Annotated in this window: 12 protein-coding genes; 10 read left to right on the forward strand and 2 right to left on the reverse strand. The window is 49.9% G+C overall.

The window, feature by feature from the left end; genetic code table 11:
• The gene (locus tag JRJ22_RS08565) at positions 1-1,020 is read left to right on the forward strand and encodes a CapA family protein (RefSeq protein WP_206104073.1); all 1,020 of its coding nucleotides are present in this window, start codon (positions 1-3) and stop codon (positions 1,018-1,020) included.
• A 487-nt stretch (positions 1,021-1,507) separates the two neighbouring features.
• Here JRJ22_RS08565 and JRJ22_RS08570 read toward each other — a convergent pair whose 3' ends face one another.
• Positions 1,508-2,341, reverse strand: a complete 834-nt coding sequence (locus JRJ22_RS08570) for a carbohydrate ABC transporter permease (RefSeq protein ID WP_206104074.1) — start codon at positions 2,339-2,341, stop codon at positions 1,508-1,510.
• Positions 2,341-3,231: a carbohydrate ABC transporter permease gene (locus JRJ22_RS08575; RefSeq protein ID WP_054939788.1), complete on the reverse strand. Its 891-nt coding sequence runs from the start codon at positions 3,229-3,231 to the stop codon at positions 2,341-2,343. The genes JRJ22_RS08570 and JRJ22_RS08575 overlap by 1 nt, the downstream gene beginning before the upstream one ends.
• A 165-nt stretch (positions 3,232-3,396) precedes the next feature.
• Here JRJ22_RS08575 and JRJ22_RS08580 point away from each other — a divergent pair, with 165 nt between their 5' ends.
• The 9 genes from JRJ22_RS08580 to JRJ22_RS08615 all read left to right on the forward strand — a co-directional run bounded on the left by JRJ22_RS08580 (position 3,397) and on the right by JRJ22_RS08615 (position 15,463).
• Positions 3,397-5,277 carry a sensor histidine kinase gene (locus tag JRJ22_RS08580; RefSeq protein ID WP_206104075.1) on the forward strand — a complete coding sequence of 627 codons (1,881 nt, stop codon included), beginning with the start codon at positions 3,397-3,399 and terminating at the stop codon, positions 5,275-5,277.
• Complete coding sequence (locus JRJ22_RS29535) at positions 5,270-5,581, forward strand: response regulator (protein WP_332461372.1); 312 nt, start codon at positions 5,270-5,272, stop codon at positions 5,579-5,581. Before JRJ22_RS08580 ends, JRJ22_RS29535 begins: the two co-directional genes overlap by 8 nt.
• A complete protein-coding gene (locus tag JRJ22_RS08585) occupies positions 5,566-6,918 on the forward strand; it encodes a DNA-binding response regulator (protein ID WP_332461373.1) in 1,353 nt (450 codons plus the stop codon). The genes JRJ22_RS29535 and JRJ22_RS08585 overlap by 16 nt, the downstream gene beginning before the upstream one ends.
• Positions 6,919-7,040: 122 nt before the next feature.
• Positions 7,041-8,366 (forward strand): ABC transporter substrate-binding protein, encoded by a 1,326-nt coding sequence (locus JRJ22_RS08590; protein ID WP_206104076.1) that lies wholly within the window; start codon positions 7,041-7,043, stop codon positions 8,364-8,366.
• A gap of 356 nt (positions 8,367-8,722) precedes the next feature.
• Positions 8,723-10,819 carry a glycoside hydrolase family 36 protein gene (locus JRJ22_RS08595; protein WP_206104077.1) on the forward strand — a complete coding sequence of 699 codons (2,097 nt, stop codon included), beginning with the start codon at positions 8,723-8,725 and terminating at the stop codon, positions 10,817-10,819.
• 374 nt (positions 10,820-11,193) lie between these two features.
• Positions 11,194-11,451, forward strand: a complete 258-nt coding sequence (locus JRJ22_RS08600) for an AbrB/MazE/SpoVT family DNA-binding domain-containing protein (protein WP_054939792.1) — start codon at positions 11,194-11,196, stop codon at positions 11,449-11,451.
• A gap of 327 nt (positions 11,452-11,778) precedes the next feature.
• Positions 11,779-12,474 carry an HAD family hydrolase gene (locus JRJ22_RS08605; RefSeq protein ID WP_206104078.1) on the forward strand — a complete coding sequence of 232 codons (696 nt, stop codon included), beginning with the start codon at positions 11,779-11,781 and terminating at the stop codon, positions 12,472-12,474.
• A 240-nt stretch (positions 12,475-12,714) separates the two neighbouring features.
• Positions 12,715-13,434, forward strand: a complete 720-nt coding sequence (locus tag JRJ22_RS08610) for a glycosyltransferase family 2 protein (RefSeq protein ID WP_206104079.1) — start codon at positions 12,715-12,717, stop codon at positions 13,432-13,434.
• Between the two features lie 154 nt (positions 13,435-13,588).
• On the forward strand, positions 13,589-15,463 hold the full coding sequence (locus tag JRJ22_RS08615) for an LTA synthase family protein (RefSeq protein WP_206104080.1): 1,875 nt from the start codon (positions 13,589-13,591) through the stop codon (positions 15,461-15,463).
• The last annotated feature ends 24 nt before the right edge of the window (positions 15,464-15,487 follow it).

Below are 15,487 nucleotides of genomic sequence, written 5' to 3' on the forward strand. Positions count from 1 at the left end.
ATGCTTACCATGCTTTTATTCCTGCTTATTCCTGCACCCGGCGTATATGGCGGGACATCACAGGCGCAGGCGGCTGACAACATTACGCTAACCTTTGCCGGGGATATTCTTCTGGACGGTTTCGTGGGTGAACAGATTGCCAGATATGGAATCAACTTTCCTTTTGCCAAAGTTGCTCCTGCCCTGCAGAAGGCAGATATTGCTTTTGCCAATCTGGAAACCCCGGTCTCCGTACGGGGAAAGGCGGCGGAGAAGACCTTTGCCTTCCGCTCCAAGCCTGAAGCGCTCGGCGGACTTAAGCTTGCCGGAATTGACGGTGTTTCGCTTGCGAACAACCACATCCTCGATTACGGGCAGGTAGCGATGCTCGATACCCTGACCCATCTGGACAGATACAAGATAGGCCATACAGGTGCGGGCAGCAATATTGACCAGGCATTCATGCCGTATGTCAAGACGGTCAAAGGCAAACGGGTCGCCATTCTGGGGGCAAGCCGTGTACTGTCCGGACCTTCGTGGTATGCCGGCAAGACCAGTCCGGGAGCTGCTTCAGCCTACACAGCGGAGCCGCTGCTGGGAGCCATCAGGAAGTCCGCCAAGGACAATGATTATACCATTGTATATCTTCATTGGAATGAGGAGTTTAAGGATTATCCGGAGCCATACGCCCGGACGCTTGCGAAGCAGATGATCGACAGCGGTGCGGATATTATCCTGGGTGCTCACAGCCACTGCCTGATGGGGATCGAGTATTACAAGCACAAACCGATCTACTATTCTCTGGGTAACTTTGTGTTCAACCGTTCCACACGCGGCGGGGAGAAGACCCTGCGGTCCATGCTGGCTGACTTCACGATCAGCGAGTCCGGCATTTCGAGCCGGATTAGACCGGTGAAGATCATCGGCGGACAGCCGAACTTCATGGGCGAAGCCTATAATAAAGAAACGATCAGACTGATGAACCAGCTATCGTTCAATGCGAAGATTGCACCGGATGGAGCGGTCAGCGAGAAGCTGTGAGCTGCAAGGCCTGCTTAAATTACAAGCCTAATTCGGGCTTGCCAATAACTCAGCGCAATCTATAGCTATCTCCGGGCCCGGTTCCTATCGCGCTGTTATCAGCCTACTGATCTGTTTCCAGGCGGGAATGCATTTCCTTGGCCGCACCCCCGAGCCGCAATTGCACTTTATACAAGTATACTAACGTTTTTTCCTTACCCAAGCCGTTTAATTGTATTTCGTACAATTATAAGGCAGCATACAGCATCTGATTATTGAATCGTCTAAAAGTAGTTGCATAGAATACAGTTAGATGGTTCGAGCGCAGTTATATCCGATTTCTAGTTGTACAGAACGCAACTAATTTGAGCGGATTTAATAAGTCACCTGCTGCTCCCAGAGCGGTCTAAGGGAGATTGTAGTGGAGTGTTTATGCTTATTAACCGCTCTACATAAAAAGTGCCGCACAGTCCATTCGGACTGTGCGGCACTTTTTGTCATGTGGGTATCAGCCCTTGACCGCTCCGGCGACAACGCCTTTGACGATATACTTTTGCAGGAAGATGAACACGACGATGGATGGGAGTACCGCCATAACCATGGCCGTCATTGCGTATTGCCAGTCCGAGGTGTATTGGCCTACGAATGTATAAGCAGCGAGTGTCAGTGTCTTCGTGTCCGGTGAGCCGTTGACCATAAGCAGCGGGAGCAGGAAGTCATTCCAGATCCACATCACGTCAATGATAATGATGGTGGTCGTTACGGATTTCAGCAGCGGGAAGATCACACTGAAGAATAAGCGGAAGCCGGAAGCCCCGTCGATCGTGGCGCTTTCATCGATTTCCAGCGGAATCCCTTTGACAAAGCCGTGATAGATAAACACTGCGAGCGGTGCGCCGAAGCCCCAGTAGAGCAGTCCCAGGCCCCAGATGCTTTCAGACAGGTTCAAGTTCTTGGCTGTCTGCAGCACTGTCAGCATGATCGACTGGAACGGAATCAGCATCGGCATAATACAGAGGAAATAGATAACCCCGCTCCATCTGGTCTTGGTCCGTGCCAGCTTGTACGCCGCGATAGAGGAGACGAATACGATCCCCAGCAGACCCAGTGCGGTGATGATGAAGTTGTTCAGGAACAGCCGCGGATAGTTTATGAATTCCCATACATAAGAGTAGTTGGCAAAGGTAATATGCTTAGGCAGAGCGATAACGTCGGTCATCACCTCGCTGAAGCTTTTGAACGAGTTGATAATGGTCAGGAACAGCGGATACAGGAACAGAAGGGAGAGGAGGACGAGAACGACCTCTAGAATAATTTTGCCTGATTTATTGTTTGTTTTCATTATGCCTCAACCTCTCTTCGTTTGAAGAACGTAAGCTGAATGACCGTCACGATCAGCACTGCGATGAACAGAATGAGCGCTTTTGCTGTACCATAGCCGTACAGATTGTTTTGGAATGTGTCACGGTAAATGTCGTAGGCGATACTGTAGGTAGTTCCTCCGGGACCGCCGCCGGTCAGCGACAGAATCACGTCGAATACCTTAATTGAGTTGGTAAGCGCCATGAATACCGAAATAGTGATTGACGGTGCGAGCAGCGGCAGGGTAATGCTGAAGAATCGTCTGAGCGGTCCGGCTCCGTCCACCGTAGCGGCTTCCTTGAGATCTTCCGGTACCGACTGCAGTCCGGCAATATAGATAACCAGATAGAACCCGATGGATTGCCAGATGGATACACCTAATATAGATATAAAAGCCAGCCCCGGCGTCCCCAGCCAGCTTAGTCCGAAGATCGACCAGCCTGTGCTGTCGCCCAGTGAATTGAAACCTTGCATGAAGATGAATTTCCAGATAAAGCCGACAATAACCAGACTGAGAATATAAGGAATGAAGAACGCCGCTCTCAGCCAGGAAGTGGATTTCAGCTTCATATCAAGCAGAACGGCGAGCAGAATAGCCAGCACGTTGACGATAATGATATAGAGTACCGCATATTTAATCGTGAACCAGGCGGAATCGGAGAAATTGGTGTCCCCGGTAAAAATCTGCTTGAAATTGTCCAAGCCAACAAACTTAGGATGTTTGGAAATTCCGTTCCATTTGGTCATCGAATAGCGGATGGTCATGATAAACGGGACGTAGAAGGCTACAGCGATACAGATGAGAACGGGGAGGGTGAATAGCCCGAATTCCGTTTTCTCGCGCCATTTTCTGCCGAGTGATTTTAACATGGTTGCACCTCTTCTGGAGTTATAGGGTGGGAGTATTGACCCCGCTTGCCACACCTAACCATTCCGGTTAGTCTATATTGTGTATTATAGAGCAGCGCCGTATACTCAAAAATGGATTTAAGAAGACAGTTAGGGGTAAAAAAGTGAACTGTAAGCGGACACAAAATGCAAGCGGAGGAGGCTGCGATTATCATAAAAACAACCCTGCAAAAGCTGTTCGAGCCGCTGATGGAGCGGATTTCGCGCCGTCTGGCCAACAAACTGATCCTGCTGTTCTCCATTATTATTATCCTCGTGGTGACCTCACTGACATTCATTTCCTATGGCATGCTGCGCAAAGAGTCCGTAAACAGCAGCATAGCGAGCACGAGCAACAACCTGCTGCTGGTGGGCCGGAACCTGGAGAGCTACCTTGATGGAATAGAGCAGTTATCCCTGCCGCAAATTTCCTATGACGAAATTACCTATGCTATTCTCCACGAATCGGAGGACTATGCCTCCAAGATGTATGTGGAGAGTTATCTGAAGAACCTGTATTTTTCACGGGGCGACCTGGAGGCGATTTACCTCTATGTCATCAAGGAGCACAAATATTATTATGTCACCAAAGAGAACTATAATATTACCGTCCGGGTCGCTGAGCATCCGCCGATCGAGAACCTGACCTGGTACAAGCGTGCGCTGAATAGCCCGAATAACCGCTCGTACCAGTCTTTTGTAACAGATAGCGTGGAGAAGGGCGATTATCCGGTTAATACGGATACCAGCTTCATGGGCTATCACCGGCTGCTGCGCTCCATAGTTTCCCGTGAGCCGCAGGCCGTATTGTCCCTGTACTTCAATTCAAGTGTGACGGATGAGATTATGAAGGACATTCCGTTTGCAAAAGGGGAGCACCTGATGTATGTCAGCCCGGATGATGAGCCGTTTGTGGTCGATGACGAGGAGTTCTTTGCGAAAAGCGCCGCAAGCGGGCTGCTGCAGCAGCTGAGCCCGGCAAAGGGCGGACAGCTCACCTGGTCTGATGAAGAAGAGAAGTACCTCGTCATTTATGACATCAACAAAAAAGAAGGCTGGAAGCTGATCAAACCGATTCCCTATAAAGAAATTTACGAAGCGGCGACAACAACCCGCAAGCTCAATTATTCAATCGGGCTGCTTTTTCTGATTGTCTCTGTCATTCTGGTAAGCTTCATCTCCAACCGGATCACAAGCCCGTTGAAAAATCTGTCTCTGCAGATGAAAAGGTTCAGTACAGGCAGCTTCGATGCCGAGGCCAGAGTGGAAGGCAATGATGAGATAGCCTACCTGTCCCGCCATTTCAATAAAATGGTTGAGAAGACGAATGAGCTGATCAATGAACGCTATAAAATGAAAATTGTTGAAAAAAACGCAGTGCTCAAAGCACTGGAGGCGGAAATTAACCCGCATTTCTTATATAATGCCCTGCAAGCAATTTCGACCAAGGCGCTGAAAAACAATAATGATGACATTGTTGAGATGGTCGACAACCTGGCTCTCACTCTTAGGTACTGCATCAGCGGTCGGGATGTGGTCCAGGCAAGTGAGGAGCTGCGGCATATTGAGCGTTATCTGGCACTGCAGAAAGCCCGTTTCGGTACCCGGATGCAGGTGGTGGTTGACTGGGAGGAGAGCCTGAAGGAGCTGCGGATTCCTAAGCTGTCGATTCAGACGCTGGTAGAGAACTGCATTAAGCATGCGCTTGAGAAAGTATCCAGTACAATTACGATCCGGATTGAGGCACATATTACTCCGGCATACAGTGTCATATCGGTTATGGATAACGGGCCGGGTATCAGCCCGGAGCGGCTGGAGCAGGTGCTTAGCTCGCTGCAGATCCAGTGGGAGGAGCTTGGCGGGGATTCCGCTGAGGATGGCGGGCATGAGAGCATCGGACTGAAAAATCTAAACACACGCCTGAAGCTATTGTATGGAGAAGATGCAGGACTGGTCATTTCGAGTGACGAGAATGGTACAACAATGGATATGCGGTTACCGCGGGGAGGCCATGGACAACATGTATAAAGTGCTGATTATTGATGATGAGGAACCGCTGCGCGAAGCGATCAATATTCTGGGGGACTGGACAGGCTTAGGAGTCAGCGAGGTGCTGGAAGCGACCGACGGGAAGGTCGGACTGGCGATGCTGCGTGAGCACAAAATAGATCTGGCACTCGTTGATATGAAGATGCCTGAGCTGAACGGCAGCGAGCTACTGCAAATTGCCGAACGCGAATTTCCCGACCTGCTGCTGATAGTAATCAGCGGCTACAATGATTTCGAATATACCCGGCAGGCATCCGCTCCAAAGTGGTGGATTATTTGCTGAAGCCGGTAAACCGTAGCGATCTCAACAGCGCACTGCGTAAAGCAATTGATGTGCTGGAAGCGAAACGCCAGAAACAGAGCGAGTTCATTACTAAGAACATTACACTCAACATGTCGCTGCCGAAGCTGAAAGAGAAAATGTATCTGTCGATCCTTGAGCGCAGCTTCAAGAATCAGTCGAATGAAGCCTTTCTGCCGCTTATCGGCGCGGACGCTTCCGGCAACCATTTCACCTCAGGGGTTCTGCGGCTGCTTAATCTGGATCAGGTGCGCCGCGAGCGGTTTCATGAGGACCGCGATCTGATGCATTTTGCGGTAACCAATGTCATTAATGAGAACAGCGGCGGTCATTTCGAGGCGTTCAGCTTTGCCAGCCCGAAGAATGAGCGTGAATTTATCGCTATTTTTACGATGAAGGGCAGCTATGAGGGAGATGCGGCATTCCATTCCATGCATCACCTGAAGAAGGCTGCTTCGACCCTGAAGGAGCTGTTCGGCATTACCTGTGCCGGCGGGATCGGTGCTACGTACAGCGATTGCCTGGATCTGGCGCAGTCCTATGAGACCGCTAAAACCGCGCTCGATGATATTGATCTGCTGCAGCTGAAAGGAAATATCTTCGTCACAGGAAGCGCGGCGGCCGCACTGGAGGCCAAGGATGGTCCTTCACTTACAGGAAGGATGCCGCAGATCCGCAATATTCTGGAGAGCGGCAACAGTGCACATGCGAAGAGCATTCTGAACGAGTTCACCCAAAAGTGGCAGTCCTCGGCTCATTTCAGCTTGGAAGATGCTGACCGTACCATCCGCGAGTTCCTGATTCTGCTAAGCGATATCGCGGGAGAGATGGATGCGGTGCCTCCGCTGCTCCGCAGCGGCAAGGATAAAGGTCTCAGCGGCCTTGGCATAAGCGGCGACTTTGAATCGTTTGCACAGTTCGAAGGTGTTCTGAATGAGATTCTGGATATCTACACCGGAGAAATCAGCAAATCGCTGGCCGGTAACCGGGGCGGTGTGCTGGAAAATATTAAAGCATACATCGATAACCATTATTTTGAGAATATTAAAATATCGATGTTCACGGATAAATATTTCCTGAGCAGAGAGTACTTGATGAAACTGTTTAAGGGGAAATACGGAGTAGGCATTCATGAGTATGTGCAAAAGGTGAGAATGGACAAAGCCAAGGATCTGCTGTCTGACCCCGCGCTCAAAATTCAGGATATTTCCGAAATGCTCGGCTACAAGGACAAGAACTATTTCAGCAAGGCATTCCGCAATTATTACGATTGTTCGCCTTCTGAATTCCGGACTCAATCCTCGGAGGCAGAAAAGTGAAACGGTTACATTAGCCCACTTTTTTACCCTCAGAAGTTCACTTATGTACATTCTTATCCTTTTTCTTTTTATTTAGAATATGGACAAGACCACAAGATGTATGAGGAAAAGGGGGCAACACCATGTTAAAAAGATTTATGGCAGTTTCTGCTAGTCTGCTGCTCGCCGGAGGATTGCTGGCCGGCTGCGGAGGTGGCAACAATAATGCCGCTAACAATACGGCTGGAACAAACGGCGGGGATAACGCTGCTGCTACGGATTCGTCCAAGCCTGTAACGATTAATATGTTTACCGCATCTCCCGAGTACACGGATGCTTTCAATGCTTACATCGCTGAATACAAAAAAGTGAAGCCGAATGTAACCATTAACCTGGAAATTATGCAGGCTGACTATAATACGGTATTGAAATCAAAAATTGCCGCAGGCAGCACACCTGACGTATTCCAGACCACAGCCGGCGGAGATATTGATACTTTTGCCGAATACAGTGCCGATCTAACCAATGAACCGCTTGCCGCAGCAATGACCGATGCCGTACGTTCCAACATGAGCTCCTCTGACGGCAAAGTGCTGGGACTGCCGGTTAAAGGCAACCTGTTCGTACTGATGTACAACAAGAAGCTGCTGGCCGATGCCGGCATCACTGAAGTTCCGAAGACCACGGCTGAGCTGGATGATGCGATCACCAAGCTGGAAGCTAAAGGCATCACACCATTCGTCAATGCCTACAAAGAGTGGTGGGTATGGAAGCATATCTTCCAGCACTTCGTGGATGCAGCAGCAACAGATGCGGGAACGGATGCTAAATCACTTGTAGCTAAATTCATCGCCGGAGATACCACCTTCAAGGATCATCCGGTGCTGTACGATAACTTCTTCAACTTCATCGATACAACGCTTAAACACGGAACAGACAAACCTCTGGAACGTGACAGCAACGCCGAAGTCAGCGACTTTGCCCTGGGCAAAGCAGCCTTCATGACCGGTAAGGGCGCATGGGATGAAGAAGCTATCAAGAAAATTACCCCTGACTTCGACCTTGGCATCGCCGGCTACCCTGTCAGTGATAAGCCTGAGCAGTCACAGATCATTACCGGTGCCGACCAGGCGCTTCGTATTAACAAGGATTCCGCTGTGGCCGCTGAAACGATTGAATTCTTCAACTGGCTGTACACATCCGAATACGGCAAGAGCTGGTTCTCCACAGTGGCCAAAGTAATTCCGCCAATCAAAGATGCACCGATGCCTGACCTGCAAATGCCTAAGGAAATGGAAGAAATCCTGAAAACAGAGAAATCCGGCGACCTCTCGGTCAACTACTCTCTGGATACCTTCCACCAGAAATTCGGTGAATTGATGCAGGCCTATATCGGCGGCAGCAAGACTAAAGATCAGGCGATCGACGAAATCCAAAAAGCCTGGATCCAATTCGGCTCCGCAGAATAAACCATAACTCATTTGATCCGGGACGGTCTCGAAGGTAAGATTCTTTTACCGGCGGGGCCGTCTTTGTTGTGTAACAGAGTTTTTAAAGCGGATAGCTCTGCGGCTTATCGCAACTGCGGGGAATGTTTGGATTTCCGGCCGCTGTTATGTTTGGATTTCCTGATTATATCTGCTGGCCGCAGTTGAAATCCAAACATAAAGGCGGACGCTGCCGCTCCTCCAATTCCAAACTTCCCCTCCGCTGCTTCGCCGCTAACGCAAATGCTCTAAAAATCAAAAGTTACGAATATTAAGACAGGCCTTATAATCAGGAGAGACGGAGAGACACCATCATTTGTCAGGAGGCTATACGGGATATGACTAGCAGGCTGATTGAGATTACTGAAAACGGACTATATCTTACGATTGAGATTACCGAAGAACTGGATGTCCGGCTGCTGCATTTTGGGGCAACGCCGCTTGAGGCAGGAGTGATCGAGGATAAGAATAAACCGGGGTTCCGGCTGCTGGAGCTCCAGCTGTCCGGTGAGGACCGCGCCGAATACCACGGCCGGACGCACCGTGCGTCGTATCCCGGACTGCGGATGATCTATAGCGGACACAGTGACACGGTGAATACGCTGGGCCGCAAGCTGGAGTTAACGCTGATGGATCCGCTGACTCAAGTTAAGGCAATACAGCATTTTCAGTTCTATCATGGCGTACAAATTGTGCGTTCCTGGACGGTGCTGAAGAATGAGGGAAAGGAAGAGATTGCAGTGGAATATATCTCTTCCTTTGCACTTACCGGGATAGACAAAGAAGGAAGTGCAGACCGGGGGGATAAAATTGAAGTGACACTGGCGCACAGTGGGTGGCAAAGTGAGCTGCAATGGCGGACCTACCGGCTGCCGGAGCTGGGGATGTCGCATTTGGCCGACCGCGGCTCCAAGCGGATCGCCGCCAGCAACACCGGCTCCTGGTCGGCGGCCGAACTGTTACCGATGGCTGTGCTTCATAACAAGGAGACTGGAAGCAGCCTGTTCTGGCAAATTGAGCATAACGGCTCTTGGCACTGGGAGCTGACCGACCAGTATGATCAGCTGACGCTGCTGGTCAGCGGACCGACGGAGCATGACAACCACTGGTGGCTGAAGCTTGCACCTGGCGGAGAATTCGTTTCAGTTCCGGTAGCCGCCGGTTCTGTGCAAGGCGGGATTAAGGCTGCTGCCGCGCAGCTGACCGCTTACCGCCGGATCATCCGTAGACCGAATGAGGACAATGAGCTGCTGCGGATTATTTTCAATGACTATATGAACTGTCTATGGGGAAGTCCGACGACAGAGAAGCTGCTGCCGCTAATCGATGCTGCCGCAGATGTCGGCTGCGAATATTTCTGCATTGATGCCGGCTGGTATGCACCCGGCGAATGGTGGGATGGCGTAGGCGAGTGGAAGCCTTCCGGAGAGCGATTCCCTGAGGGGATCAAATATGTGCTGGATTACATCCGGAGCAAAGGAATGATCCCCGGCCTGTGGCTGGAGCTGGAAGTCATGGGGATCAACAGTCCGAAGCTGGCGGAAACCGATGACAGCTGGTTCTTTATGCGCCATGGCAAGCGGGTTAAGGACCGCAGCCGTTATCAGCTGGATTACCGCAGTCCTAAGGTGATAGAGCATGCCGACGGGGTAATTGCACGCCTGGTGGAAGAGTATGGTGTCGGATACATCAAGATGGATTATAACATCAACGCAGGCATAGGTACGGAAACAGACGCAGACAGCTTCGGCGACGGGCTGCTGCAGCATAACCGGGCGTATCTGGCCTGGCTGGACCGCATTTTTGTACGTTACCCGAACCTCGTGATCGAGAACTGCTCCAGCGGCGGGATGCGCATGGACTATGCAATGCTCAGCCGGCACAGCATCCAGTCCACGAGTGATCAGGAGGACTATGTGCAGTATGCGGCTATTGCTGCGGGTTCACCGCTGGCGCTGACACCGGAGCAATCCGCGGTGTGGTCTTATCCGCTGCGTGAAGGAGATGACGAGGAGGTCATCTTCAATATGGTTAACGCGCTGCTGCTCCGCGTGCATCAGAGCGGGCATCTGGCCGAGCTTGAGCCGCGGCGCAGGGAGCTCGTTAAGGAAGCGCTGCATTATTACAAATCCATCCGCGCCCATATTCCGCAGGCTGTGCCGTTCTGGCCCCTCGGTTTGCCGGGTAGCAGTGGCCAGTGGGTTAGCTTCGGCCTGCAGCACGGCAATACCCGTTACCTGGCGGTTTGGAGGATTGGCGGTGATGAGAGCGGAATCACCCTTCCGCTTCCGGAGCTGGCAGGGCTGGATGCCGAGGTAAGCTGCGCATACCCTAAGCAGCATAGCTCTGAGTGGAGCTGGGACAAGAGCGGGGGGAGCCTGACTGTGTCCATTCCTGCCGGGAAGACAGCCAGATTATTTGAGATCCATGCATAATTTTTGCGTCAGGGTCTAAAGGACCGGATGTATAGAGTCACCTTTCGTGAACTGGAGCAGTTATCCAGGTAGCGGAGGGTGTTTTTTTGTGATGCAGAACTTTTTAATCTCAAGAAGGTATATACAAAAGGAAACACAGCCATTAAAAATAGGAATTGCCTAAAAAAGTTTAGTACATGATTTTTTGTCGAAATATCTCTAAACATTGTCGAATAATTTGTCGATATACATCAAAAGATGTAGAAATAAATTTGACAGGGAAGAAATAGCACTTTAAAATGCAGATATAGCGTAATCATTACTACTATTTAGAAGCTTTGAAAGCTTTTAACACAAATGATTATATAAAGTGTTTATTCAAGGGAGGATGCATATTGATGAAAGCAACAGGTATTGTAAGAAAAGTGGATGAACTGGGACGGATCGTAATTCCGATTGAGCTGCGCAGAACAATGGGAATTGACATAAAAGACCCGCTTGAAATCTTCGTCGACGGAGAAAAGATTATCCTGAGAAAATATGAGCCTACTTGCATTTTCTCCGGCAGCGCTGAGAACCTGATTAACTTCAAGGGTAAAATGGTCAGCAAGGATGTATTGGACGAATTGATCGCCAGCTTTGACCAGGTATAATTCTTGTTCTGAACTTTATAGCTAAATTAGTACAGCAGGGACCAGGAATGCCGCACTTTTACAGTGTGTGCCCCCGGTCCTTTTAATTTTCACAGCATAAAAAAGACGGCAGCTACCCCAAGCATAGGGCTTAGGGCTACAGCCTTTCCTGTTTGCGAATATGGGCCGGATAATCAGACATCGTACCGGACCAGCCTCAGCGTCAAATACGGCTTTGGGAGGTGAAGCAATGCCCAACTCGGGTTCATAGACAATATATGCTGCTTTCCATTATCATTAAAGCGGGGAACGAAGAAGCGGAACAACTTAGAAGGGATGATTCACCTTATGAGCTATGAAGCACAGCAGCTGAAACTTAAGAAACCGGAAGCGATTGTATTTGATATGGATGGAACCCTGTTCCAGACGGAAAGCCTGTTATTGCCTGCTTACCATAAAATGTTTGATATTCTGCGGGAGGAAGGGCTGTATTCCGGCCCTACGCCGCCGGAGGAACGTATTCTGGGCAGCCTAGGCATGCTGCTTGCGCAAATCTGGAAGAATGTTATGCCGGAAGCTGATGAAGCTGTGCACCGGCGGGCGGATGAGCTGCTGCTGCAGCTGGAGATCGAAGGGCTGGAGGCCGGGGGGACCCTGCTTTATCCTCATGTAGTTGAGACCCTCCGTGCTCTTCATGAACGGGGAGTCCGGCTGTTCGTTGCCAGCAACGGACTGGCGGATTATATCCATAGCATTGTGGTAGTCCATGAGCTGAAAGAGCTGTTCGACGGATTGTACAGCGCTGGCGGCCAAGGGACGGCAACCAAGACAGAGCTGCTGGGAATTTTACTGAAAGAGAATGGAGTCAGCAGCGCCTGGATGGTCGGGGACCGCTCATCCGATGTAGAAGCCGGCAAAGGCAACGGGCAGACGGTGATCGGCTGCGCTTATGCCGGCTTCGGCCGGCAGGACGAACTGAAAGGCTCTGACGTTATTATCTCCGCCTTCGATGAATTGATCGGGCTGTACGATAACGCGGATTAGGCCATCCCTCTATAAAACGGCTGGTACAGGAATCCCTGCACCAGCCGTTTTCTTACCTAATAAGATTAGGTTGATTACCTATCTATTTTGTGATTTAATGCAGTAGTACAGTTAAATGTCCGGCAGAGGTCAGAAACGGAACCCGTCTTCGGTAGGATGACGGCTAAGCCGTTTTTTCTTGCTGCCCGTAACCTTCCGGGGGCAGTGTGAATATAAATACTTGGTACAGAGGTGAAGCCGTTGATCAAATTGTCTATCGTCGTTCCCGTTTATAATGAGGAAGACAATCTTTTAGAGCTCCATCGGAGCATAACGGATGCGGTTAAGAACAAAGTGGACAGCTACGAAATTGTACTTGTGGATGATGGCAGCAGGGACCGGAGCGCCGGGATCCTTGATGAGCTGGCCAGAACGGACAGGGCGGTAAAGGTGATCCATTTTGAGAAGCATTGCGGGCAGACAGCAGCCGTCTCTGCGGGCCTAAAACAATCCGGCGGGGAATTGATCGCCCTGATGGATGCGGACCTGAGAAGCGACCCCCGTGATATTTTCAGGCTGATGCCGTTTATCGGCAGGGTGGATTTCGTGAACGGGAAGCGGATGAACGAGGGGAAGTCTTTACTTTACAAGCTTCCTGCACAGGTCAGGAGCATGATCCGCAACTGGCTTACCGGCGAGCATATCCGCGATTTTATTTCGCCGCTGAAGCTGATGAGGCGGGAGGTGGCAGACAGCTTCCACCTGTACAACGGCATGCACAGGTATTTGCCCACGCTGGCCATTATGAATGGATTCTCCGTGATTGAAGTGTCCGTCACACACCGGAAAAGAAAACACGGCAGCTCCAACAATGCTTTTATTAAGCGGATCTTTGCCGGTTTCCTTGACGTAGTAGTCATCTGCATGCTGAAAAAAAGAGTGATCCGCTACCGGATCAGATCTTCTCCAAATCCAGAATAGAGCGTATAATATGGGATTGTGCCGGTACCACTTGAAGCTGCCTATTCCTGAAAAGAGATGACGGCCTTTCTGAAATTAGCGAATTTTGGCGAAGGAGAAGTACCGGGAGCTTAATCAATGCATATAAGAATGGAAGTAAGGGGTGGGGTCAGTAATGAACAAAAAATCCGCTTTTACCAATCTGTTAAATAGACCGATTATTCTATTCAGCCTTGTGCTGCTTATCAAAAGCGCAGTGGCCTGGTTTGTCGTATTCACTGACGGTCCTAACTGGAGCATGGTGTTTACGGAAATTCCATTCTTCATTATCGTGTTCAGCCTGATCGAATGGCTGGCATCGAAACGAAAAATATTGTATTACATGATTGCGAATCTGCTGATTACAGTTATTTATTTTTCCGTGCTGATGTACTACAAGTATTACGGGGTTATTGCTACCTATCATGCGCTTCAGCAGGCAGATAAAGTCACCAAGGTGGGAGAAAGCACTTATTCACTGATTACACCTTATTATCTGTTTATTTTTGTCGATATTGTCTTCTTCCTGTTCTTTATGTTCCGCCCGAAATACATTGCTAGATGGAAGGAAAGAGGGGCGATCCGCATGAGCCGGCCGGTGCTTCTTTTCATTACCGCTGTTTCAATCGGACTCTGCCTCTTTAATATCTGGCCCAATCATGCAAGCATGAACGAGATTAAAAAAGCCGAGAGCATGGGGATTCTCAATTACGAGCTGTATACTCTTTTTGCCGATACCACAGAGGACGAGGCACTGATCGACAGCAAAGAGATTACCCAGCAGGCCGTTAATGAGACCAAAGGAATCACGGAACCTGCTGCACCGCTTTATTTTGGAGCCGACAAGGGCAAGAATCTGATAGTGGTACAGATGGAATCCTTCCAGAACTTCCTGATCGGGCTGACCATTGACGGGCAGGAAATTACACCGAATCTGAATAAGCTGGTTAAGGAAAATACGTACTTCAACAATTTTTATGCCAATGCGGGGCAAGGTACAACCTCAGATGCCGAGTTTGTTGTGAATACATCTTTTTATGTGCCTAAGAATGAACCTGCGACCTCATCGCCCTATATGAAAAAAGCGGTCCCGAGCCTGCCGAAGCTTATGAGCGCGAACGGTTATGATACGGCTACGTTCCATACCAACAGTGTGGAGTTCTGGAACCGCAGAGATTTATATAAAGCAATCGGCTTTGACAAGTATTATGATCAGGCATTCTACGGGGACGATGACCATATTGCTTTTGGATCTTCGGACGAAATATTGTTCGCGAAAACAGTCCCTCAGCTTGCCAAAATGGATGCCGGGGAGAAGCCATTTTATGCGATGGTCATTTCGATGAGCGCCCACCATCCTTACAGGATTCCAGAGGACAAATACAAAATGAAGCTTCCTGAAAGTTATGAAGGCACACTGCTTGGTGATTATATCCTTGCCCAGAATTATGCGGATTATGCCATGGGGCAATTTCTGGAGGAGCTGAAGACAAGCGGACTTTGGGATGACAGTCTTGTCGTATTCTACGGTGACCATCAGGGCGTGCCCATGTATACTCTGGGCAGCAGTGAAAAGGACCTGATCAATGAACTGGTCGGCCATGACTACGGCTACACGGATATGTTCAACATTCCGTTTATCGTCCATTCGCCGGGTGCCGCACTGCCTGCCGTAATGGGCCAGACGGGCGGACAGGTAGACATCCTGCCGACTGTTGCCAATCTGCTTGGAGTGTCAGTAGAGAATCAGCTGCATTTCGGGGAAGATCTGTTCAACCAGCAGAGTAACCTGCTGCCGGTCAGACACTTCCTGCCGACCGGCTCCTTCATTAACGATAAGAGCATCTACGTAACAGGGGATGCTTATGCCGACGGGACTAACTACAATCTGCTGGATAACTCTAGTCTTCCAGGCGGCTCTACTGAAGCACAGTTTACGGCCGTTCAGCGTCTGCTGAATCTGTCCAACAGCTATCTGCTGCAGCTGCCGGACCGGCCGGATCAGCAATAGAATAGAACAAAAGCACCAAAACCT

Source organism: Paenibacillus tianjinensis (genome assembly GCF_017086365.1).
Lineage (GTDB): Bacteria > Bacillota > Bacilli > Paenibacillales > Paenibacillaceae > Paenibacillus_AQ > Paenibacillus_AQ tianjinensis.

Bases quoted from the DNA above. Each gene is read 5' to 3' on its own strand.
- JRJ22_RS08565 (WP_206104073.1), top strand. From the start codon at position 1: ATGCTTACCATGCTTTTATTCCTGCTTATTCCTGCACCCGGCGTATAT.
- JRJ22_RS08570 (WP_206104074.1), bottom strand. From the start codon at position 2,341: ATGAAAACAAACAATAAATCAGGCAAAATTATTCTAGAGGTCGTTCTC.
- JRJ22_RS08575 (WP_054939788.1), bottom strand. From the start codon at position 3,231: ATGTTAAAATCACTCGGCAGAAAATGGCGCGAGAAAACGGAATTCGGG.
- JRJ22_RS08580 (WP_206104075.1), top strand. From the start codon at position 3,397: ATGCAAGCGGAGGAGGCTGCGATTATCATAAAAACAACCCTGCAAAAG.
- JRJ22_RS29535 (WP_332461372.1), top strand. From the start codon at position 5,270: ATGTATAAAGTGCTGATTATTGATGATGAGGAACCGCTGCGCGAAGCG.
- JRJ22_RS08590 (WP_206104076.1), top strand. From the start codon at position 7,041: ATGTTAAAAAGATTTATGGCAGTTTCTGCTAGTCTGCTGCTCGCCGGA.
- JRJ22_RS08595 (WP_206104077.1), top strand. From the start codon at position 8,723: ATGACTAGCAGGCTGATTGAGATTACTGAAAACGGACTATATCTTACG.
- JRJ22_RS08605 (WP_206104078.1), top strand. From the start codon at position 11,779: ATGAGCTATGAAGCACAGCAGCTGAAACTTAAGAAACCGGAAGCGATT.
- JRJ22_RS08615 (WP_206104080.1), top strand. From the start codon at position 13,589: ATGAACAAAAAATCCGCTTTTACCAATCTGTTAAATAGACCGATTATT.